Source organism: Streptomyces neyagawaensis, assembly GCF_023516595.1.
Classification (GTDB): Bacteria; Actinomycetota; Actinomycetes; order Streptomycetales; family Streptomycetaceae; genus Streptomyces; species Streptomyces neyagawaensis.
Genome location: NZ_JAMGBG010000046.1, coordinates 146628 through 167880, shown reverse-complemented (window position 1 = coordinate 167880; position 21253 = coordinate 146628). Strand labels below are relative to the sequence as shown.

Genomic DNA, 21253 nt, shown 5'->3' with positions numbered 1-21253 from the left:
ACAGTAAGCCACAATGGTGCCTAGCGAATGACTCACTACTACCGCCGGGCCGTCACCAAGCTCTTTGGAGACAAGAGAATTTACCATTTCACGCGTATCTGGGAACATTAGATACGCATGCACATCCGCGGTGAATTGGCGAATGAAAGAGGCTGTTATGAACGGAACCCTGCGACAGACCAAACGACCTGCCGCTTGCACCCACTGCCAGTTCTCAGGAGCACGTGCGACTACCGGCTCATTAAGCTCGGCGGTAATCTCAGCATTAGTGATTCCTGCTCTCCGTGCTATATCTAGAACGAGTTCCCTTTCGAAAGGATCGGGAGCGGCTTCGCTTCCACGCACGACGGCCCGTGAGGGACCAGCCGCCGTATCTTCATCCAAATCTTTTGCATAGAAAGGAGCGTAGACGTCGAGAGGGTCAGGGAGACTAACACCAGCACGTCGACATCCGCGACGCAGAGCCCGTAGCCAGCTCGTCTTTATTTCCTCACTACTCGACTTTCCTTGAGCGCGTCCGTGTACGAAAACGAGTCGCACAACGTCCTCCTAATCCTCGCAGGTGCCCCCACTCAGCAGTCGTGATGAACCAGTTGTTCCACCAGCTTTCGAGGCGGGTCAAGAAGAGTGGTCCAAAATTCGGGAGCCAAGTAAGGCCTTACCGCCTTTTCGAACCCTCCATACTTTGTGTCTGCAAGGACATTCCACCCTCGGGCCATCCATGGATAGTTCGGGAAGACATCCCTTTCATGGGGAAATCTACCTTCGCCAAGCAATGCAACATCGAACGGAATAGGCATTCGCCTCTCTCGCAGATGGCTGAGCAGCCTCCCTATTTCGCCGATTTCACCTTGCCTATGAAACGCATGCGCCATCAACACGGCCAAAGTGGGGTTGCAGGTTTTGTACAGCATGTCGACAACTCTCGGGTTCTTGGATATAAGACCACCCCAACGCGCATAAGCAACAGCCCATGCCAGAACGTCGGGCTGGTTATCCGAGTCAACCTTAAGGAATGAGAGCTGCTCGACCCCGCGTAGCCCGACTCGCACTTGCGTCAAATATCCCGGAAGCACCATGAGAGCTGGCCACATGCTTCGCTTCTGCCAGGACTTGTCCAAGTGAAGCATGATAGGTCCAGGCTTATTGTGCGGAGCACGGATATGCCATCCACTCTCACCAGAACGAAATTGGTCGGCTATTCCAGCCCGACTCACCTCCGCGCTTTTGGCTTGGGCACCGTCAAGATAAATGGTCATCCCATGGGCCATCGAGTCCACAGCAGACGCAATGGCTGATCGGTTAGCCGCAATCTCGGATGTCATTTCTGGTGGCTCGTGATGAGATGCATCGTTCTCACGTCGATCGGAATCGTTGCTACGCTCCGCATGACCCTCAAGCTCACCCGCTGGCTCATCAGAGGCAGAGCCCCCCGGTATCCAAGAAATCACGTGCGGCTGCCAGCGAGATCGAGCCTCAGTCTGAGGGACCTGAACGATGCGATGTTTCCCTGCCCGTCGCTGCACTTCCCTGCCCAGATAATCGTCAAGGCTTTCGGCGACGACAGCTCGGGGGTGCTCTCCGCCTGGAGTGGGCCGGATGGCCTCCAACGCCCGACCCCATAGCGCGTCAAGGAGGCATTCGGTATAGACCCCATAGCCCACGGAGGCAGGGTCCTCGTCAGGTCGCAGGGCATGTGCCGGCCTCCCCGGGTACGCAGCATAGAACTCGTCTAGGTACACCTTGTCCTGAGACAAGCGGCCAGGGAAGAGGGGGAGACCGTGCGCGTAGACATCGGGCAAGATCCGACAAGCGTCGATGAAGAACCCTACGTGAGGGATCTTGCACGCTCGGGAACAGTTGATGGTCCTCGACAAGTTGATCGCTTCATGCCCGTCGGACTTCGCCCGTGTCAGCAGAAGAACATCGCTGTCTCCATCGCAGACGCCGTGACCCGCGAAGTAGAAGAAGAGCTTGTATATCTGACGGGTTGTCGTAGCTTCCTCATGCAGATCATTGGCGACGTTGCGTAGATCATGGATCGTGACTTCGGTGTGATCGTCGATCTTCTCGATCACCTTGAAGCCTTGTGACGAAGCCCACTTGGCGAACTTCCGAGCATCCTCACGAGCATCTGGAAGGACCCGGAATCCTTCTACATCCCCGACGCCTATCACGAGTGCAACGCACCGAGCCATAGCCACCGCCCCTCGGCCTGACCCCCTCCATACAAATTGATCACAAGTTGACATCGCGCGCAAATCGGACGAGTTGAGGACTCGGGCCATCCGTCACGGGCTGGCCGTGGTCGCTTGCTCTGGTCGACGACAAACCTCGATAGCGTGGCTGAGGCCGGTGGGGGTGCAGCGAGGCATACGCGTGCGTGCTCGGTCGGCGCACCCGCCGTCGTGGCTGACTTTCGTCGGCTGAGGTTCGTGCCACTACCGTGCCAGATCCAGGGGTCAGTCAGGGTCAGCATGGGCGTCTCACGGTCGAGTTCCCGACCGCCTGACCAGGCACCGAAGCCCCAGGTCAGCCGCCCGCTTTCCCCGCCTCTCTCCTAAAGCGGGGATCATTTGGCTTGTGGACTGTCTGTAATGCAGGGGGACGCGTGATCGGCCACGCACGAGGCCTCTCAACGTTTCCGCAGGAGTCGGCACTGAGGCACCTGGATGGCCTCTGCCAACATCAGGTAGACAGCCGATGACTCTGCCGGGCTGGCCTGCACCTGGCTCAAAAGGATGCAGTACCGGTGGAACCCGTGTGCGCCCCCAAACCCGAAGACCCAGAGGCGCCGGGCGCGTCGATCAGTCGTTAGTCAGCCAGGCTCTGCTGCGAGCCACCTCGTGCGCCGCGCGCAGCATCTCCTGCTGGTCCTCGTCCAGACTTCGCGGGCGGGGGCTGGAAGCGCCGATGGCGAAAAACGAAATCGGCCCGTAGTAGGGGCCGTCGTGGCAGTCCAGCAGGCGCAGCATCTCGTCCGCGACCGGGTTGTTGTGCTCGGATGATGCGGTGACCAGCTCTGCGACGTAAGCATGGACGGTGGACGGCGACGGCAGGTGGATCCGGTCGACGACACCGGCGCCGGCCGAGCCCACCTTGTCCCGCATGCCGTCGACTGGATCGGTATGGAACTCAAGCTCGCCGTCCGGGGTGACGAGGGCGTAGGTGATGACCGGGCCGCTCGATTCTCGCTTCCGGCCAGCCCGCAGGTCGTCGATGAAGGAGCCCATGCTGTGGTCAACGTCGCTCTCCTGCTGGTCCTGGAGATCGGCGATGTCGCCGTCGAACTCGGCGGCCTCGAGCGAGCGCGCTTCAATGCGCTGCCTGACGGTTCGGAAGCGGCTGAGCGCTTCGATCTCCGCGGTGTGTTGCTCCAGGATCCGCAGGGCAGTCCCGAGGGTGGCCGGGCGGGCAACCCAGTTCGGCAGGTCGTACTCGTCGATGCGTCGGTCGTGCAAGAAGCCGATACGCCGGCCGACGTTCGTGACAGCGGCCGCCGACACGTTGCCGGGCTTCAAACCAGGGGTGCGCTGTCCCCAGGCCACGGCCGCGGCCGCGGCGCTCCACGCGATCGCGATCAGTTGCCCGAGGGTGAAGCCTTCCCGTAGCGCTCCCAGGAACGTCTCGTAAGCGTCCGGCAGACGGTGCTCCGGGATGGGCTCCTCGTCGTACGTGCGGATCAGCAGGCCTTCGAGGTAGTTGACGGCCATGCCGGCCTGGAGAGCGTGCGCCTGCTGCTGCACCTCGTCGGCACGGTTGATCATCATTTCGCCCAGTAGAGCCGTGATATCGCGGCGCGCTGCCGTCTTGCTACCCAGGGAGGGCGCTAGACGCCACGGGATCTGGGTGATGTACACGCCACGGACCGTGCCGTCGTCGTTGAAAGCGAAGTCACCGGTCGTGGCCGGCAGGGTCGGGCAGATCCAGCGCTCCTGATGCAGAGTGCGGAACACCTCTACGTCGGTTTCGGCGGACGCGGTCAGCGTGTACCTCAGGTCCTGCAACGGGCCGATCGACTCAGCGTCCTTCCGCAGCATGATCTCCACCATGGAGACCAGCGTCAGCGCGCCGATCACGCTCGGGTAACCGGCCGGGAAGTCCCGCTCCACCTGCTCCTGCAACCACGCCGAGGCGGCATCCAGACGGGCCTGGTTCTGCTGTTGCTGCTCCTCTGCGGCCCGCTCGGCTTCCCGGGCGGCCTCCGCCGCGGCAGCCTGCTGGCAGTCCTTGCACGGCGCGCCGGAGACGGTGGCCACGCTGGGGAAGTCATCCGGCGCCCATTTCCGGGTCGCGGTCATGTCCGAGCGACTGTGGATGACCTTCGGGGCCTCGCAGTCGGGGCAGACGATCGTCAGCAGGTAAGCGCGGCACGACGCCTTGACAGTCCGCAGCACCGCAGTTGTGGGCCCGATGTCGGCGACCTTGTGCGACCAGGACCCGGGTTCGGTGAACGACCAGTAGTCCAAGCAGATCGCTTTGTCCTCGTCGGACACGTCAGGCTCGAACACCACTTCCAGCAGCGGCGTGTCCGCATTCGGGATCAGGTACCGGCGCACGGCCGGTTTCTGCTGATTGGCGGTGGTCCTAATCTGCTTCTTCCGACGGTTGCGTCGCCCATGACTCTTCCCCATAGCGTCCCCCTCCTGGTATCTCACCAGGTTATCGGCCTTCGCCGATAGCGTCGGGCGTCCCGCGCGTGCGCAGCACCGTGCCCCCAGATCCGAAGACTTAGGGTCACTGCGGCCGACCGAAGCACAAGCAGCCGACCAACTTGCTTCGAGCCAAGGCGGAGAGTCGTGCCATCGGCGTGCCAGATCCTGCGGGGACTCACGGGGAACAGCGGGGACTCGGCCACGGAGCTGCAGAGGCTCAAGCACCGTTCCGACGCAGGCCAGTGCACTAATCGCCACCAGAAAACCCCAGCATCCCAGGCGGAGAGCGCGAGTTCGACTCTCGCCAGCCGCGCCAGCACCCCCAGGTCATGGACCGGGTGGAGGAACCCGGAGGCGGGTGCCAGCCGGTGGGTTGTAAGGGTGTGGAACTCCTATGCCGTCTGCCATCGCCCCTGGCAGAGCCCGGGCAGACAGGACACCGAACGTGCAGGTCGTTCGTGCGTGGCGCTCTCCACCTGGACGCCTGGCACAGCGCCTTCTCCGCTATGCATGGGGGCGACGGCAGACGGGATTGGAGTTAGAAAGGGCCGGTCTGGCGGGGTCAACTTTCGGCCATGTTGCAAACTTACGTTAGGTGAGTCAATTGAGCCCTCCTTCTACTTTTCCCCTAGGAAAGTAGAAGGAGCCAGGGGCGAATGCCCGTTATTTCGTAACTCAACGTAGCTGTAAACTATAGTTTACAGCTGAGAGTTGCCGGTGGCCCCGCGGTAGCACCTTTCGACAGCCAAGATCTTGCTACCGTCCGGAGGCAAGAAAGCGCCCTCGATCGCCAGTGCTTGGCGGTGCGTGCGATCGAGGGCCTTAAGCCATTTGGAGGCTCACATGAGTGTCACCCTAAACTCCGGGGCGCTGTCAAACCCCATGCCCAAGCCATGGATCGTCGGAGTGGTCGTCATCGTACTGGTGCTCTCTCGCTCGGCCGCACAGATCGCTGACGCTTACGCGAGCGCCCTTGCTCTGACTTCTGCGCTGGCAGGCCTTGGCACGGCAGCGGCGTACAGCAGCCGCCACAAACCACACATGACTGCACGTGACCACGCAGGCCGTTGAAGCGGCCGGCATGACCGGTGCTGACCGGTCCGGCTAGAGCTATGGATCAGTCAGTGCACAACGAGTAGGCGGCTCGACCTCGGCCGGGCCGTCAGCTTCGCCAACCACGATGTCGATCAATTCGTACTCATGGAGGTAGGTAACCCCGACTACCCGTGCTACCTGGACTTGTTACGGGCCCCATCAGCTGTAACCGACCCTGCCGTCTACCGTCGCACGTAGTCGAACCGGGCGGGGGTACCTGACATCCACAGCTGACATCAACAGCACCGGATGCCAGCAACTCCAGGTGGCCGTAGGCGTCAGCCTGGATCTCGCGCCAGCTGCTGGCTGAGGACGTAGGACCGAACTCCTAAAGCGGGTGTCGCAGGTTCGAATCCTGCCGGGGGCACAGAGAAACACCAGGTCAGGGGCCCTTCCGTCCAGCGGGCGGAAGGGCCCCTGCGCTTGCAGCACACATATGGCACACATGCCGTGCGCGCGGATGGTGGGGAGCTGGGCAGGATGCCCGTCAAGGATGAGCTGGCCCGGCGCCGGTACGAGAAGCTGGTCGACCGGCTCGAATCGCTGATGCGGGCCGCCCTCAAGCCCGAGTATCAGGGCTACTACGGACAGCTGATCCTTGGTCGCGACGATCTTGCGGTGCCGGGCGAGCTGAAGGACGTCCGGCATGCCGCTCGGGAAGCGGGTCGTCGTCTCGGCTGGAGCACCACCACTCGTCTCGTCAGTGACCGGCTCTTCGTGCTGGACGAGCGAGAGGTGCCCGAGGAGATCAGGCGACTGGCTGGCGATACGGCCGCTGCTGCCATCGACCGAGCCCGGCAGGAGAGCCGCCGACCGCCCGGTTGACCTGATCCGGAGGAGACACAAGGCGCCGCCCCACCGCATCAACGCGGTGGGGCGGCCCCCTCGGTTACGGGCTCCCCGGCACGGATCAGGCACACATCACGCGGCATCGTCCTCCAGGGCGGCCACCGCCTCGGCGGCCTTACGGGCCTTCTCCTCTGCCTTGTCCAGCTTGGCCTTCGCCTTGGCCAACTGCTTGGCGCGGCGCTTGTGCATCTTCTTCGAGACCTCGTCCAAGCGATCTGGGAAGAGGTGCCCGTACGTGTCCAAGGTCAGCGTCGCCGACTTGTGGCCCAGCATCGTCTGCACGACGTTGACGTCCGCGCCACTGGCGATGGCGAGCGAGGCCGCCGTATGCCGCAGCTTGTGAGGGGTGACCTTGAGGTGTCCCAGCCCGGCCTTCACGACCGCTGGCGCGAAGAACCGCTGACGGAAGACGGGCCCGCAGCGGTCCGCCCTGCGGAGCGGTGAAGAGCAACTCCTCATCTCCCCGCCCCTGGACATGGGGCTCCAGCTCCTCGGCCAGGAACCGCGGGATCGGCACCGACCGGCGCTCGTGGTTCTTGGGGGTGTCGAGGTAGAGCTTGCCGTTGTCCTCGGCGTACGCCTCGACGATGCGGGCTCGGCAGACGTCCAGATCCAAGCGGCCCACCTTCAGCGCGGACGCCTCGCCCCAGCGCAAACCGGTGTAGGCCATCAACAGGATGAACACCCGGTAAGCACCTGACGCGTTGGCCAGCGCGTCGACCTGCATGTCATCGAGGTACACGTGGTCGGCCGGCGCCGCCTTCGGCAAGGGCACGCCGACAGCCGGGTTGACCGCCAGACGACGAGCCTTGACCGTGTAGCCGAGAACGCGGCTGAGGACGCCGTACGCCTTGCGGACCGAGCGGGGGCTGAGCTTCCGACCGCCGGTCGCCTCGCCGGACAGCAGGTCCGCGAGCCACTCGGCGATGTCCTCGAAGTTGATGCGGTCCAGTGGAGTGGTGCCCCACTTGGGGATCACGTGGACGTCGAGAACGCCGCGATACCGGCCCCGGGTCGAACGCTTGAGATGGATCTGCGCGGCCAGCCAGGACTCGGCCACCTCTGCGAACTTCACGCGGGCGGCTGCGGGATCGCGGTAGGAGCCGTCGTTGAGGCGGGACTCCATCTTCGTTCGCTCGGCGTCGGCGTCGACCTTGCGGGCGAAGGTCTTCATCTTCGGCTTGCCGTCGGGGTCGTACCAGCGGACCCGGTAGCGCCCGGGTGGCGTACGGCCAGCCCTCTTGGCATCAGCCACGGCACGTGCGTACGCCGCGTGCCCTATGCGGTCCTCAATCCAGACCCGTGCCAACTAGCACCCCCTCCGGTCATCGCTGGACACCGACGGGAGCGGCAGGAGCAGGGCCATGGGAGGAACACCGAGCGCGGTGGCGATGGCGACGAGGTCGTCGATATCGCAGCGTCGGTGGGCGCGTTCGGTTCGGCTGAGGGCCGTGTTGGACATCGGGCGGCCCAGCGTCGTACAGCGGGCGGCGAGCTGGTGCTGGGTCAGGCCGCGCACGAGGCGTAGGCGCTCGATGGCGCGGGCGGTGTGGAGGCCGACGGGGCCTATTTCGACAGGTCGGGTTGCCATGACAGGTAGCTGTAACTTGCGTCCGGCCGTCATGGCAAGAGTTAGTTCTTAAACTCTATAGAAGTCACCCGGGCCGAAGTGGTGTTCGTCTCGTCGAATTCCGGCACATCACGAGCCTTTTCAACTGAGAGGCCGTGCTATCTTCCCTCCGCGTAATGAAGATGGGCGATTTGAGCAACTATCGACCACAGTGCCCGGCGGGCTACAGCGCCACTGATGACTGCTGGTCGCCATCTCTGAGCTGCGGAGGTAACGGATTCCGACCCCTCTGCCAGCCGTTGGGCCACAGAAAAATTTCAGCCTCCGCAGAAGCGATTTCGGCAGCCGGGGATCCGCCCTTACTGTTTGGTCTCCCCCGGCCACGCCGACAGAAATAGTACAGAGTTTTAGAACTAACTCTGGACTTTTCTCTGGGCGGTGCGGCTGTGTTGTCCATGCCCGTTCTGCAAGACCGAAAAGGAGCCTTGTGCCGAAGACCTCTACCCGCAATACCAACGCCTCCGCCACCACCGCGACTGCCCAGCGCGGCCCGCTGGCCACCCCTGCGGAAGTCGCCGCGTACCTCGGGGTACCGGTGAAGACGCTCTACCAGTGGAAGTACCGGGGCATCGGCCCCAACGTGCACAAGGTCGGCCGCCACCTGCGCTACCGCTGGCACGAGGTGGACGCCTGGCTGAACGCCCAGGCCACGTACGACCTCGTGGTCTGACGCCGCCCTTTCAGGGACAGCGAAACGGCTCTCGGCGAGCCACCGCCGAGAGCCGCACAGTCCCTGCCCCATCGCCCCTGAATGACCGATCCGGTGGGCCGGGCCTTGCCCGTCCGGCCCACCAGGGAGGAACGCCTGTGGACGAACCTACGTCCTCCACCACCCCTACCGCATCCCCGACGCCCACCTGGCCGCCCGTCGCCGTCCCCGGCCAGGCAGCTCCCGCAATACCCGAACCCTCGCCCGCCGAGGACGAGAAGCCGCCCCAGGCTCCAGAGGGCGCCGCCTTGCTGGACGAGCTGCGGGAAGCCATCGCCCGGTACGTGATCCTGCCCAGCAGCGAGGCGCTGACCGCCGTCACACTGTGGGTCGCGGCCACGCACATCCAGCCCGCCCTCCAGCACGCGCCTCGTCTCGCGGTGGTCGGACCGGCGAAACGGTGCGGCAAGTCCCGCCTGCTGGATGTGATCACGAAGACCGTGCGCGAGCCGCTGATCACGGTCAACACCAGCCCGGCGGTCGTCTTCCGCGCCATCGGCGATGACCCGCCCACCCTGCTGGTGGACGAGGCCGACACCATCTTCGGCAGCATCAAGGCCGCCGAGAAGAACGAGGAGCTGCGCGGCCTGCTCAATGCCGGCCACCAGCGCAACCGGCCCGCCCTGCGCATCTCCGGGCCCGAGCACAAGCCTCAGGCGTTCCCCACCTTCGCCATGGCAGCGGTCGCCGGCATCGGGGATCTACCGGACACGGTCATGGACCGGGCGGTGGTGATCCGCATGCAGCGCCGCAAGGATGGTGAGCGGGTCGAGCAGTTCCGCTCCCGCCGCGACATCCCGACCCTGCACGGCCTGCGCGACCGGCTGACCGCCTGGCTGCGCCCCCTGATGGACACCGCAGCGGACTTGGTACCGCCGATGCCGGTGCAGGACCGGGCGGCAGACACCTGGGAACCGCTCGTAATCGTCGCGGAACTGGCGGGCGGCACCTGGCCCGAGGAGGCCCGTGCCGCGTGTGCGTCCATGTGCGCGGCCGAGGCAGGCAAGGACGACGAGTCGAACCTGAAGACCCGCCTGCTGCAGGACATCCGGCGCGCCTTCGCACGCTGCGGTGATCCCGACATCATGCGCACCCGGGACCTGCTGGACGAACTCCTCAAGGACCAGGAGGCGCCGTGGGCCGAGTACGGCACCGCCGGCCTGAGCCCACGCCACCTGGGCATCCACCTCAAGGACTTCGATATCAAGGCCGCCACTCACCGCTTTGAAGGCGGCCGGCAGGCCAAGGGCTTCGCCCGCCTCCGCTTCGCCGACGCCTGGGCCCGCTACTGCCCCGAGGAGCCGACGCCCGACAGCGGCGACGAGAGCACCGCCCCCGGCCCGGGCCTGCACTCGTAAAGACTCGTCGCACTCGTCGCGTCGCAGGTCAGCCCCGCGACGAGTGTCCTCGCCGTGACGAGTCCACTCGTATCACGCCAACCTTCCGTACCTGCTGTGACCAGGCACGCGACGAGTGCGACGAGTGCGCACCCCCTCCCACCAGCCTCACTCGGTGCCCATGGCACCCGCTCCCCGCCTGGAGTACCCCGCTTGCCTTCACGCACCGCCCAAGCTCCCTCGCCAGTACTGACCGCAGCGATCCGCCTCGGGGTCGCCCTGGTCGGCACGATCGGCTTCGCCCTCTCCTACGACGCTCTGCGGCAGATGGCCGTCGCCATCCACGTCCGCGGAATCCTCACGTACGCCTTCCCCCTGGTGATCGACGGTTTCATCGCCATCGGCGTCGCCGCCCTGCTCATCCTGCGCACCGCACCCTGGCGCTCCCGGCTGTACGTCTGGGCACTCGTCGGCATCGACACGATCACCAGCATCTGGGCCAACGCCCTGCATGCCGTCCGCCTCAACCAGCAGGCTCACACCACCGGGCTCCACCTGGACGACATCACCGTCGGCGCCCTGTCAGCCATCGCCCCGCTGGCACTGGCCGGAGCCGTCCACCTTGACCTGGTCATCCGCCGCCACCCCACACGCCACGTTCAAGAGGTCGCCACCACAAAGAGCCACAACGCCCCTGGCTACGGCCACAACCACACCGACTACGCCGAGCCGACTCCGTCATCCGAGGGCAACGCCGGTCTGCCAGAGCAAGCAGAGATGCCCGATGTGGCCGGTCGCCCCCGCGACGTGGTGCGGGACGCCGCCAATGTGCCGCAGGCTCGGAAACCGCTCGCCACGGCAGAGGGCCACGAACGCGACGTCACCTTCGACGAACTCCTCGCCCTCGCCCGCACGGCACCGCTGGGACGCGGAGGCCGCGCGTCACGCCGCAACATCGAGGCGGCGATACGAGACGTCGGCTACCGCATCGGCAAGGACCGCCTGACCCGGATCAAGGACTGGGTGCAGGCCGAACTCGACCAGGCCGCCAGCCAGTGGCGGGCCGAGCCCGACAAGGAACCCGCCAACGCCCTCTGAGGCTCCCAGCAGCACCCACCACCCTGCGAACTCGACTTCTCTCGCTCGTCCCCGCGCTGACCAGTACGGGGACGAGCCAGCCGTCGAATCGCGTCACCGTCGCACCGCAACACCACATGGAGAACCGCTCTATGCCCGACCTCCACAATGAACTCCCCACCAGCCAGCAGGAGGTGACCACCGCCGTCACCCAGCCAGCAAGGTATGACGTTGGACCGTCCAAGGGCCGGTCCAACGCGGACACCTCCGCCCCGGGGGTGGCGGAGGACTTCGGGCACCAGGGGGTGCCCGAGGAGGAGGCACCCGCCGACGCAGCCGAGCAGTCGCCCGCCGCCAGCGCCGACGAAGTCACCTTGCGTCGTCTCGCCCGCCGCCGTTCCCGCGAGGACGTCCAGCGCAAAAAGCGTGTCGCCGTCCGCTACAGCGTCGACGAGAAGACCCGAATCCTCACCCGGGCCCGTGAGATGGGCATCGCCGGCGCCCACCTCGTCGGCGCCGTGATCATGGCCTACCTCGATGGCGATCTCACCGTGGGCCTGGCCGGGCAGCGCACCCAGCTCGATGATTGCCTCGACAAGCTCGACGCCCTGCGGGCCGAGGTCGCCCGCATCGGCAACAACGTCAACCAGATCGCCCACCGCCTCAACGCCGGAGGGGATCCACACCCTGTGGACACCGCCGTCCTCGCGCAGACCGAGCGCACCCTGGACGCAGTCCGCGCCGCGATCGGCGACATCGCGCAGACCATGAACCACGCTGTCTCCGCGAAGGCGGCCCAGTGATCGCCAAGATCGGCAGCGGCAAGGACACCGCCGGCCTGATCCGGTACCTGTTCGACACGAAGAAGGCCAAGGACCACACCGACCCGCACCTGATCGCCTCCTGGGACGGCTTCGCACCCGACCCAGGCCGCGCCGACGACTTCGACGCCACAAAGAAGCGCCTCGTGGCCGACCTCGACCTGCGGGTCAAGCAAGCCCGCCGACTGGGCCGGGTACCCGAGCGGCACGTGTGGCACTGCTCGGTACGTGCCGCCCCCGGCGACCGGCACCTCACCGACGCCGAGTGGGCGGACATCGCGCGCCGCATTGTGGCGGCCACCGGCATCGCGCCACAAGGCGACCCCGACGGGTGCCGTTGGGTCGCCGTACGCCACGCCGACGACCACATCCACATCACCGCCACCAAGGTCCGAGGAGACCTGAGCACCGCCCGCCACTGGAACGACTACCTGAAGGCCGACAAGGAACTCGCCGCCATCGAGAAGGAATACGGACTCCTGCAGGTCGTGCGCGGCGACCGCACCGCCACCAAGCGCCCCACCCGCGCCGAGATGGAGAAAGCCCGCCGCGCCGGCACGACTCGGACCTCCCGCGAGCGCCTGCGCACCACCGTCCGCCAGCTGGTGTCCATCGCCACCAGCCCGGAGGAATTCCTCCACCTGCTCGACGGCGTCGAAGGCGTCCTCGTCGATGTTCAGCACTTTCCCTCCGGCGACGTACGCGGGTACAAGGTCGCCGTGGCAGGCGACACCAACGCCGCCGCCGAGCCGATCTGGTTCTCCGGCGCCAAACTCGCCCCCGACCTGTCCTTCCCCAAGATCCGCGAACGCCTCACCGCCATCGAGGCTCCGCCCGCAGCGGAGCCGGGCAGCCGGCGCAGGCCCAACCCCTGGTACCAGGCCACCGCCGCGGCCGAGCGCATCCCCCACCACCTCGACCACGGTGACGACGCGGCAGCCCAGGCCCACATCGCAGCCTTTGGCGAAGCCATCGATGTCCTGCCGCTGCTCGCCCTCAGCCACCTGCGGCCACAGCTGCAACAGGCCGCCACAGCGTTCGAACGCGCCACCCGCTCCCGCATCCGCGCCCAGCAGGACCAGGCACGCACCCTCCGGGGCGCCGTCCGCGCGCTGCGCACCGTGCCGGTCACCGGTGACGGGTCCGGGCTGGCGATGTTCCTCGACATCGCAGTGCTCGTCATCTTCGCCACAGCCCGCTGGCACCAGGCTCGCCAGCACGACCAGCAGGTCGCCGCCGCCCACCAGGCCCTGGTCCACCTGCAGGCCGTCTCCCAACAGGCTGCTGCCGAGCCACTGGCCGCCCTGGCCCAGCGCCAACCACCGGCCCGCACCATGGAACGGCACGCCCAGCGGATCCTCGTGATCGTGCCCGAACACGCTCAGCAGATCCTCGACGACCCCGCCTGGCCGGCACTCGCCGCCGCCCTGACCGAAGCCGAGACCGCCGGCCACGATCCCGAGCTGCTCCTCCAGCATGCCGCCCGCCAGCGCACCCTGGACGACGCCCGCTCCACCGCCAGGACCCTCACCTGGCGCATCCAACGCCTCGCCGCCCGGCAGGCCCCCAGCGCCCGAGCACGAGCCGCCCAAGCCCGCACGAGCGTTGCAGCACGAACGGCACAGCGTGGCCAGACCCCACAGAGCCCTTCGCAGCCTGGGCCTGCGGCACCTTCTCGACACCGGTAATTCCGGCACTGACGGCCTCGCGCGCGAGGCCGTCAGCAGGAGGAAGGCACCTGTCCCGTTCACCCCCAGGCTCCCACACCGCTGACACCACACAACGGGCGCTTGGCCGGTCCACGACGGGCGCGGGTTTCCTGAGTGAACATTCGCGCGTTTCCTGAGTGAACGCTCTGGTGTTTCCTGAGTGAACGGTCTTTGCCCGGGGGACCCCCTCCTACTTCCGGATCAGCTCGCCTCGGCAGCAGCCCAGCACGTCCGCACGAGGAGGAGTGATTGCCTCGCTCCCCGGTGACCTCGTCGGCAGCCTGGCGAACGGGCGTCGACGATGATCACTGCGGTCCGTCCCCGGTGAAGGAACCGCGTCACCGCACCGTGCTGACCAGAGGCTCCAGCAACTCCAGCGCTTCCTCCCAGCGGAAGCGATCCGCCGCGCCACCGGCCCTCGGCCGGTGCGGTTCGCACGAGCCGATCAGGACGCCCATCCCCTGCAGACGGTCCAGGCTCTGCTGATAGGCAGGGTGGGCGGCCTGGGCTGAGTTCAGGTAGGGCAGTGCCACGGTCGGGATGCCCATGCCGTACGCCTCGCACAGGATGCCCAGGGCGAGGGTGTCTGAGATCCCGGCGGCCCACTTGTTGATCGTGTTGAACGTGGCGGGAGCGACGGCGATCGCGTCCGCCGGAGGCAGGGGGCGCGGGTCTCCCGGTGATCGCCAGGCGGAGCGGATCGGGTAGCCGGTCTGTGCCTCGATCGCCTTGGCGTCGATGAAGCCGAGTCCCTGCGGTGTGGCGATGGCGCCGACGTCCCAGTGCGCCTCCTGGGCGGTGGTGATGAGCTTGCCGACGTCACGGGCAACACCTGCCGCGCACACGACGACGTACAGGAAGGGCTTCTTGTCCGGAGCGGTCGGCTCGGTCACGCGGGGACTCCCAGTTGGCGGCTGAAGTGGTGCAGTTCCGGCAGGGTACGACGGCGGTCGCGGGCGGCCATGTCGGCGACCAGGTTGCGGACGTCGGGACGGCGGATGTCCTGGGCGGCGCAGGTCTCGGCGATGCGCAGGGCCTGGTAGCCGTCGGCGAGGCGGCCCTGCTGGCTGTAGGCACGAGCCGCCTCCACCCATAGGGCGGCGCGGCGCTCGGGGACCGGGATGTGTCGGCGCATGAGGGGTCGGGCCGCCTGGAGGGCGAGGCCGGCGTCACCGAAGGCCACCAGGGCGCTCAGCTCGTGCAGGGCGACATTGGTCGGGCTGAAGGTGGCCCAAGCGTCAGGCCGGTCCAGGGTCACGTACCGGGAGACTTCCTTGGCCTCTGTGAGGAATTCCTTCGTGGCCGCGCGATCACCGCGGCTGCTGGCCGCGGTCACGCCGCGCAGGAGTAGCAGTCCTACAGCAGCGAGGTACTTCGGAGAGCGCCGGTCGTACGAACCGGTGAGCTGGTCGGCGGTGTGCCTGACCAGAGTGACGGCTTCGGTGGCGTGCTTCTCGCGCACCAGGACGTGGGCCTGGACACGGACGCTGGAGGCGAGGACCACCGGGTCGCCCGAGCGTTCTGCTTCGGCCATCGCCCGGCCGACGGCGAGCCATGCGTTGCCCTGGTCGTGCTGTTTGAGCAGCAGGCTGGTCGCGGTCTGGTACGCCGTGGCCAGGAGCCCGGACACCGTGTCCCTGTCCGTCGCATCGCCGGCGGCCATCCGCAGGTCGGCGATCAGGTTCGGGAGGGTGCGCTCCAGCTCTGTGTAGTGACAGGTGTGGAAAAGCCTGAGTGCTGATCCGACGCGTTCGTACAGGACGGCCGTGTCCTGTGGGCCACCGGCGCCCGCAGGGCCGGCGCCGGGCAGGAGGGCCTGGACGAGGGCGGTGTGTGAGGCCGAAGAGCCGGCCGGGGCCGCGAGCGCTGCGATGCTCGCGGCGAGGAAGGTGCGGCGGTGCATGTCGGAACGAGCGCGACGCGCTCATAGAGACCGGCCTCCACTGGATCGGCCATCGTCAACCGGACGCGGACGGCCTGCTGTACATCGTGAACTCCACGGCCGCCTACCTCGCTGCCATGCCGCACATCCTGGACGAGATAAGCAACGTCACCGGCGCCCACGCCTTCCACGTGCGCAACCTGCCCCTGCTGAAGGGTCAGCGCGTCACAGTCAGCCGTCTCAAAACCTGATCTTCAGACGCCGTGTCGTCGGGGCAAGTCCGCCCGCGCTGCAGGCTGCCTTACGGGAGGGGACACGCTGGAGGTGGCCTTGGCAAGCCGGGCCTGGCGCGAACCCATGCGCTCGTACTCGCGGCAGAGCCCGGACCGTGGGGACGGCCCGTGAGGTGATGCGGCCCCTACCGTGCCGCGCGCCCGTCGAAGCAGCCGCTTCCGGTTGCGGCCGACGTACGGTTGAAGTACCGAGGGCACCACGCACTCCGGCCGCCCCGCCGGGTCGTCCTCGGCGAGAGACGAACCCCGGGCCGCCCCAGTGGTCGGCGCGGAGACGGGTCGGCATCATGTCCGCCGCGGTCGAAGCAACTCCGCGCAAGCTCATCATGGCAGGGGCCGCGCTGAACACCCGTGCAGGTCCGCAACCCCGCCGAGGGGAGGCGTGATGGCCTTTGCCCGGCTGGACATCCATCGGCGGAACCGAGGAGAGCGGACGCTCGTCACGCTTGCCGGCGACATCGGGCCGGCCACGACGCCGCTGCTGCGGGCCGCAGTGGAGCAGTGTCTGCTGGACGGTGTCACCGTGATCGACATCGATATGACCACGGTCGGCTCCTGCGACGCCAGGGGCTTGGACGTCCTCCTGTCGGCATCACGGCGCGCCAGCCGGGTCCACGCTCGCCTGCGGCTGCACCATCCGTGCGCGCAGATCACCCGGCTCCTCGATACCACCGGATCGACTTCGCTGCTCCTTACGGCCCCCGTGAGTCCCGTGCCGCCCGCCGCATCCGGCGACCTCATGAGTATCGCGACGCGGGCGCCCGAGGACCCCGCTCGTCGGCCGGATCAGCCGGTCCTCAGGGACGGGATCCGCCTTCGACGGCTGACCCGCTGGCAGGCAGAAGACATGCGCGAGGACATCGCGGACCTGGCTGCGGAGTCCGTCGCGGGCACCGCCGGCGAGGCGTACCACGACCGTGGAGACTTCCTGCACCGCTTGGCGGTCACCGCCCACCGCCCTGGCTTCGCCCTGCTGGTCGCAGAAACGACGGTGCTGATCGGTTGCGCCTTCGGTTATCCGGTGGACCCTGACGGCTCCGACCGCCGGTGGTTCGACGGAACGCTCCAGGAGATCATCCAGCGGCTCACCTCCCGCGCACGGTTCGTCGTCCTCACCCAGGTCGTGGCCCATCCGCACGCTCAGCACCGCGATATCGCCCGCCGCCTGCAACAGCGTCTGCTCACAGACCTGCGGTCCTCCCTCGGGGTCACCCTGCTGCATCCTGCCGACCAGGCAGGACAAGCCGCCTTCTCGTCCTGGGGCTGGCAGAACATGGGCGAGGTGGTCGGGCTGCCCGGCCCCGTCGCCCCCTGTGTGTTGACCCTGTCTTCCGAAGGGCAGCCCTCGGCACGCCGATGATTCGGCAGAGGAGCGATGAGCCGGCGGTCGTACGCGGCCCGGGCCGCCACGCCACCCGTCGTCCGCCGTACGGACGTGTCTCGACGCGATGGCTGCGCGCCACGCCGCCCGCCACAGCCGGGAGTAGCCTGACAGGTACCGAGAACTGTCGGGCGCACGACCACGGCGGCGCCGTTCCCGGCGAGTGACAGACACGGGCAGCCGGAAACCGCCCGGATCGGGATCGCACGATGAACGCCATCACCAAGTCCGCCAAAGGTACGGCCCCAGGTGACGGACACTCCTACCGGATGCCCTTGCCCCGGCTGCGCCTCACGCCGGATGTCAGCCATGGCCCGCTGGACGGCGCATGGTGGCCGCGCTGCGACGCACTGGAACTGGAGCTGCCCGCGCTGGTCGGCTCCTTGGATCCGAGCATCGGCACCATCACGCGCGTGACCGTGGGTACCGCCGCCTGGCCAGATGCCCCGCAGGAGGTGATGGCACCGGGGCATGTGATCGAGGTGGCCCTGAGCAACGGGGCGGCCGAGATGCATGCCATCACCGTGGACTGCGGCACCGTGGGGCGCTGGGAACTGCTCGTGGTCCCACCGGACGAACCGGCCGGAACAGCAGCCCTGCTGCTGACCGCCGCCTCCGACCCCGAGAACCCCTTGTCCGCCCCGCGCCTGCTGGCACTCGCCGAGAGCGGCCTCGACGGACAGGACACATGGGAGTCGGAAGGAGGAGCCGGACCCAGGTAAGCAGCCCGACCCGGCCTGCCACGCGTACCCGGCGGGCCCGGGCGTCCACTACCCCGTGATGGAGCCATGGCACCGACAGATCCCTTGTCATACCGGCCCGCCCCTGACCATGGCGGGTGAGGGGATGACGGCAGGACGGCGCGCGGACCGCTCCGAGAGCTTCGGAGAAGCTCTCCTCGGAGAGATCCTCGACAGCGCGCACGAATTGCCGCCCCATCTCATCGGGCCCCTGATCGCTGACGTGGTGGACCGGCTCGGTGGCCGCCGACCGCAGGTGCTGTTGCAGGACTACGGCCAGCTGCTGCTCGTACCGCTGCCCGGTGAGGGCCTCACGGGCGGGGAACCTCAGGTGATCGACGACTCCGAGGCGGGCCGCTGCTTCCTCGACGCGGTCCCCGTGGAGGTGCCCCGGGAGGACGGCGTCCGGGTCCACCTGCCCCTGCTGGACGGCGGTGACCAGGTGGGGGTCATGGTCGTGACGCTGGACAGCGTCGACGACCACGACCGCCGCCTGCTGCTCAGAATCTCCGGCCTGGTGGCCGACCTGCTGGTGACCAAGCACGGCTACTCCGACCTGTTCTTCGGCGTCCGACGCGGCGAGGCGATGAGCGTCGCCGCGGAGATCCAGTGGTCGCTGCTGCCACCGCTAGCGATGATCATGCCCCGGGTCGCCGTCGCCGGGATCCTGGAACCCGCCTACGACGTGGGCGGTGACAGCTTCGATTACGCGCTCAACGATGACGTCCTCCACGTGGCCATGATCGACGCGATGGGCCACGGACTGGACGCGGCCACGATGGCCACCGTGGCCATCGGCGCCTACCGCCACGCCCGCCGGGCCGGCATCGGACTGCCGGAGATCTACGACTTCATGGACCGCGCCGTGGCAGAGCAGTTCGGTCCCGAGCACTTCGTCACCGCACAGATGATGCAGCTGGACACGACGACGGGACGGGCGCAGTGGATCAACGCCGGGCACCCGTCGCCGATCCTCGTCCGCGACCACCGCGTCGCACAGCGTCTGGTCGCCCCGACGACCCTTCCCGTCGGCCTGGGTGGTTCGGTGCCTCGGATCAGCGAGCTGGGGCTAGTGCGCGGGGACCGCGTCCTCTGTTTCACCGACGGAGTGGTCGAGGAGCACAAGAGCGGTGGGGAGGAGTTCGGGGAGGACCAGCTGATCGACTGCGTGAACCAACTGGAGAGGACCGGGCGCGGCATCCGGGCGGTGACGCGATCCCTGTCCCACACGCTCAAGCAGGCGAGGGGCGGGCGGACCAGCGATGACGCGACCCTGCTCATGGTGGAGTGGCGCGGCTGACCTCTCCCTCCCGCCGTCCGACACCGTTGTGCCGGCCGCGCCCGGCGGCGACGGCCCTTCAGCCCGAAGGACGGGAGCTCCCGGCACGCGCTGACACTGCCGGGAGATCACCCGGCCGGTACTCCACTCCATGTGGCCACTGCTCCGCGCCGCAGCGAAACGCGGAGTAGTGTGGACAGTACCGAGGGCATTTCGCACACCGGCTTCCACGCCGGGTCGTCCCCGGCGAAAGATGAAACCCGGGCCGCCGCAGAGGCGGCCCGGAGACGGGTCCGCATCATGTCGGCGACCTTGTACTCCACTCTGCCGCACCCCGAGTCCGTCGCAGCCCCGGCCGCGCGTCTCGCACTGAAGACCGAGAGCCCCTCCCGCGGACTCCTGGACGGAGCCTGGTGGCCCCGCTCCCGTGATCTGCTGAGCGAACTGCCGGCACTCACCGACGTGTTGGATCCCCTGTGGGGCCGCATCACCCGCATCGCCGTAAACCCGGAACACTGGCCGGTCATCCCCCGCACGGTTCCCGTGGACGGCCACATCGTCAAGGTCGGCTGGTTCACCCCGGAGATCGACCCGCACAAGCTGCTGCTGCTCTCCTACGGCACCGGCCGCTGGGATCTCCTGGTCATCCCGCCCGAGACCGGGGCGGAGTCTGCGGCCCGGCTGATGGCTGCCGCGTCCGACCACGACGGCCCGCCCCTGACCGCGAGCGCGCTCATCGCCGCGGACGAGGCCCGGCACGGCGTCTTGGCGGCCGACCAGCCACTGGACCCGGGCGAGGCATGGGAGTACGAGGGCGGCGCCTCCGCGGTGTCCGTAGCCGTTCCCCCGCAGACCGGTCCGCCCGGCCGGGCCAGCCGGCTGATCATCGGTATGTGAGGTGGCCGCCATGAACGCCTTCCTGACAGCCGCCGCTTTCGTGGTCCTCATCGCAGCGGCGGCGTACGTGATCCACCGGCTCGGCCTCCAGCACGCCGACAGGATCGCCGCGTACCGGTACAGCACCCCCCGGCCCGGCCGCCGCGGCCGCTGCCTGCCGCAGCCGTACCGGGCACCACGAGTGAGCATCCGGGCGCCCCACCGGCCGCCCGGCCGCGCCTCGGTACCGTCGGTTCAGTCCGCGGCGACGCGTGCCCGGGGTGTACACCCGGGCCCCGGACCGGGCGGGAAGCGGCCGGGACCCGTGGACCGAGGCATCTGAGCATCCGAACCGAGGCGTCATGACTCTTCCGCAGCTGAACATCTACCGGCACGACCGGGACAGGCGGGCACTGGTCACCCTGGCCGGTGTGATCGACCCCGCCACCGCGCCCCAGGTGTGCGCCGTTCTGGAGCGGTGCCTGCAGGACGGCATCACCCTCATCGACGTCGATCTGACCACCGTCGACCGCTGTGACAGCAGCGGCCTGCGCGTCTTCCTCGACGTGTCACGGCACGCCGCCGAGACTCACGCGTCCCTGCGGCTGCACCACCCCTCCCCGCAGACCGAACGACTGCTCATGGACACGGGCTCCGACCGTCTGCTTCGTACGACGAGGCCAGGAGGGGCGCGGCCTCAGCGGGCCGGGCGCCGAGGAGATCGCCACACGGAGCGGGCCGCCAGGTAGAGCAGATCGGCGATGAGGAGCAGTACACCGGCGGAGGTCAGATAGAGCATGCCGTCGACGCCCGCCCCGATGGCGATCAGAGCGATTCCGGCGACGAGCAGGGTCAGGAACAGGACCATGCGGAATACCTCTCTGGAGAGAACCGCGGCGTAGATGACTTTGTGGCTGACT

At 67.5% G+C, this 21253-nt stretch carries 19 protein-coding genes and 2 pseudogenes; 13 read left to right on the top strand and 8 right to left on the bottom strand.

Going from position 1 to position 21253, the window contains the following annotated elements; genetic code table 11:
* Positions 1–572 precede the first annotated feature (572 nt).
* On the bottom strand, positions 573–2198 hold the full coding sequence (locus M8J73_RS45895) for a caspase family protein (protein ID WP_505016640.1): 1626 nt from the start codon (positions 2196–2198) through the stop codon (positions 573–575).
* Between the two features lie 609 nt (positions 2199–2807).
* Positions 2808–4634, bottom strand: coding sequence for a hypothetical protein (locus M8J73_RS21050; protein ID WP_055536748.1), 1827 nt, complete (start codon positions 4632–4634; stop codon positions 2808–2810).
* A gap of 1596 nt (positions 4635–6230) precedes the next feature.
* Between M8J73_RS21050 and M8J73_RS21045 the strand changes: the two genes are divergently transcribed.
* Positions 6231–6575, top strand: a complete 345-nt coding sequence (locus tag M8J73_RS21045) for a hypothetical protein (protein ID WP_055536749.1) — start codon at positions 6231–6233, stop codon at positions 6573–6575.
* Between the two features lie 96 nt (positions 6576–6671).
* On the opposite strand, the gene M8J73_RS44855 is transcribed toward M8J73_RS21045, so the two are convergent.
* The 3 genes and pseudogenes from M8J73_RS44855 to M8J73_RS21035 all read right to left on the bottom strand — a co-directional run bounded on the left by M8J73_RS44855 (position 6672) and on the right by M8J73_RS21035 (position 8190).
* The gene (locus M8J73_RS44855) at positions 6672–7058 is read right to left on the bottom strand and encodes a tyrosine-type recombinase/integrase (RefSeq protein ID WP_240500884.1); all 387 of its coding nucleotides are present in this window, start codon (positions 7056–7058) and stop codon (positions 6672–6674) included.
* 4 nt (positions 7059–7062) lie between these two features.
* A pseudogene (locus M8J73_RS45520) lies at positions 7063–7725 on the bottom strand (tyrosine-type recombinase/integrase); the annotation flags it as partial.
* A gap of 183 nt (positions 7726–7908) precedes the next feature.
* Entirely contained in the window at positions 7909–8190 is a 282-nt protein-coding gene (locus tag M8J73_RS21035; protein WP_055536750.1) for a helix-turn-helix domain-containing protein, read from the bottom strand.
* Positions 8191–8656: 466 nt separating this feature from the next.
* Between M8J73_RS21035 and M8J73_RS21030 the strand changes: the two genes are divergently transcribed.
* From M8J73_RS21030 to M8J73_RS21010, 5 genes are all read left to right on the top strand, one after another.
* Positions 8657–8899: a helix-turn-helix transcriptional regulator gene (locus M8J73_RS21030; protein ID WP_055536751.1), complete on the top strand. Its 243-nt coding sequence runs from the start codon at positions 8657–8659 to the stop codon at positions 8897–8899.
* A 137-nt stretch (positions 8900–9036) separates the two neighbouring features.
* Positions 9037–10296: a DUF3631 domain-containing protein gene (locus M8J73_RS21025; RefSeq protein WP_079054633.1), complete on the top strand. Its 1260-nt coding sequence runs from the start codon at positions 9037–9039 to the stop codon at positions 10294–10296.
* A 192-nt stretch (positions 10297–10488) separates the two neighbouring features.
* Positions 10489–11373: a DUF2637 domain-containing protein gene (locus M8J73_RS21020; protein ID WP_055536752.1), complete on the top strand. Its 885-nt coding sequence runs from the start codon at positions 10489–10491 to the stop codon at positions 11371–11373.
* Between the two features lie 131 nt (positions 11374–11504).
* Positions 11505–12155, top strand: coding sequence for a MobC family plasmid mobilization relaxosome protein (locus M8J73_RS21015; RefSeq protein WP_055536753.1), 651 nt, complete (start codon positions 11505–11507; stop codon positions 12153–12155).
* A complete protein-coding gene (locus tag M8J73_RS21010) occupies positions 12152–13861 on the top strand; it encodes a relaxase/mobilization nuclease domain-containing protein (RefSeq protein ID WP_055536754.1) in 1710 nt (569 codons plus the stop codon). The genes M8J73_RS21015 and M8J73_RS21010 overlap by 4 nt, the downstream gene beginning before the upstream one ends.
* A gap of 359 nt (positions 13862–14220) precedes the next feature.
* Here M8J73_RS21010 and M8J73_RS21005 read toward each other — a convergent pair whose 3' ends face one another.
* Positions 14221–14775, bottom strand: a complete 555-nt coding sequence (locus M8J73_RS21005) for a flavoprotein (protein WP_055539106.1) — start codon at positions 14773–14775, stop codon at positions 14221–14223.
* Positions 14772–15788: pseudogene (locus M8J73_RS21000) on the bottom strand (helix-turn-helix domain-containing protein); the annotation flags it as partial. The pseudogene M8J73_RS21000 and the gene M8J73_RS21005, both read right to left, overlap by 4 nt.
* An 83-nt stretch (positions 15789–15871) precedes the next feature.
* Here M8J73_RS21000 and M8J73_RS20995 point away from each other — a divergent pair.
* From M8J73_RS20995 to M8J73_RS20965, 7 genes are all read left to right on the top strand, one after another.
* Positions 15872–16015 carry a hypothetical protein gene (locus M8J73_RS20995; protein ID WP_157873151.1) on the top strand — a complete coding sequence of 48 codons (144 nt, stop codon included), beginning with the start codon at positions 15872–15874 and terminating at the stop codon, positions 16013–16015.
* 427 nt (positions 16016–16442) lie between these two features.
* Positions 16443–17417: an STAS domain-containing protein gene (locus tag M8J73_RS20990; protein ID WP_079054876.1), complete on the top strand. Its 975-nt coding sequence runs from the start codon at positions 16443–16445 to the stop codon at positions 17415–17417.
* Between the two features lie 230 nt (positions 17418–17647).
* Complete coding sequence (locus M8J73_RS20985) at positions 17648–18160, top strand: DUF5994 family protein (RefSeq protein WP_228473096.1); 513 nt, start codon at positions 17648–17650, stop codon at positions 18158–18160.
* A gap of 124 nt (positions 18161–18284) precedes the next feature.
* Positions 18285–19478, top strand: coding sequence for a PP2C family protein-serine/threonine phosphatase (locus tag M8J73_RS20980; protein WP_055539107.1), 1194 nt, complete (start codon positions 18285–18287; stop codon positions 19476–19478).
* 171 nt (positions 19479–19649) lie between these two features.
* The gene (locus tag M8J73_RS20975; protein WP_055539108.1) at positions 19650–20354 is read left to right on the top strand and encodes a DUF5994 family protein; all 705 of its coding nucleotides are present in this window, start codon (positions 19650–19652) and stop codon (positions 20352–20354) included.
* Between the two features lie 10 nt (positions 20355–20364).
* Complete coding sequence (locus M8J73_RS20970) at positions 20365–20676, top strand: hypothetical protein (RefSeq protein ID WP_055539109.1); 312 nt, start codon at positions 20365–20367, stop codon at positions 20674–20676.
* Between the two features lie 19 nt (positions 20677–20695).
* Entirely contained in the window at positions 20696–21082 is a 387-nt protein-coding gene (locus M8J73_RS20965; RefSeq protein WP_055539110.1) for an STAS domain-containing protein, read from the top strand.
* Here M8J73_RS20965 and M8J73_RS20960 read toward each other — a convergent pair.
* Positions 21031–21201, bottom strand: a complete 171-nt coding sequence (locus M8J73_RS20960) for a hypothetical protein (protein WP_167404007.1) — start codon at positions 21199–21201, stop codon at positions 21031–21033. The genes M8J73_RS20965 and M8J73_RS20960 overlap by 52 nt on opposite strands.
* Between the last annotated feature and the right edge of the window lie 52 nt (positions 21202–21253).

Coding starts and splice junctions, on each gene's coding strand:
- M8J73_RS45895 (WP_505016640.1), bottom strand. CDS start 2,198: ATGGCTCGGTGCGTTGCACTCGTGATAGGCGTCGGGGATGTAGAAGGA.
- M8J73_RS21050 (WP_055536748.1), bottom strand. CDS start 4,634: ATGGGGAAGAGTCATGGGCGACGCAACCGTCGGAAGAAGCAGATTAGG.
- M8J73_RS21045 (WP_055536749.1), top strand. CDS start 6,231: ATGCCCGTCAAGGATGAGCTGGCCCGGCGCCGGTACGAGAAGCTGGTC.
- M8J73_RS44855 (WP_240500884.1), bottom strand. CDS start 7,058: ATGAGGAGTTGCTCTTCACCGCTCCGCAGGGCGGACCGCTGCGGGCCC.
- M8J73_RS21035 (WP_055536750.1), bottom strand. CDS start 8,190: ATGGCAACCCGACCTGTCGAAATAGGCCCCGTCGGCCTCCACACCGCC.
- M8J73_RS21015 (WP_055536753.1), top strand. CDS start 11,505: ATGCCCGACCTCCACAATGAACTCCCCACCAGCCAGCAGGAGGTGACC.
- M8J73_RS20990 (WP_079054876.1), top strand. CDS start 16,443: ATGGCCTTTGCCCGGCTGGACATCCATCGGCGGAACCGAGGAGAGCGG.
- M8J73_RS20985 (WP_228473096.1), top strand. CDS start 17,648: ATGAACGCCATCACCAAGTCCGCCAAAGGTACGGCCCCAGGTGACGGA.
- M8J73_RS20980 (WP_055539107.1), top strand. CDS start 18,285: ATGACGGCAGGACGGCGCGCGGACCGCTCCGAGAGCTTCGGAGAAGCT.
- M8J73_RS20970 (WP_055539109.1), top strand. CDS start 20,365: ATGAACGCCTTCCTGACAGCCGCCGCTTTCGTGGTCCTCATCGCAGCG.
- M8J73_RS20965 (WP_055539110.1), top strand. CDS start 20,696: ATGACTCTTCCGCAGCTGAACATCTACCGGCACGACCGGGACAGGCGG.
- M8J73_RS20960 (WP_167404007.1), bottom strand. CDS start 21,201: ATGGTCCTGTTCCTGACCCTGCTCGTCGCCGGAATCGCTCTGATCGCC.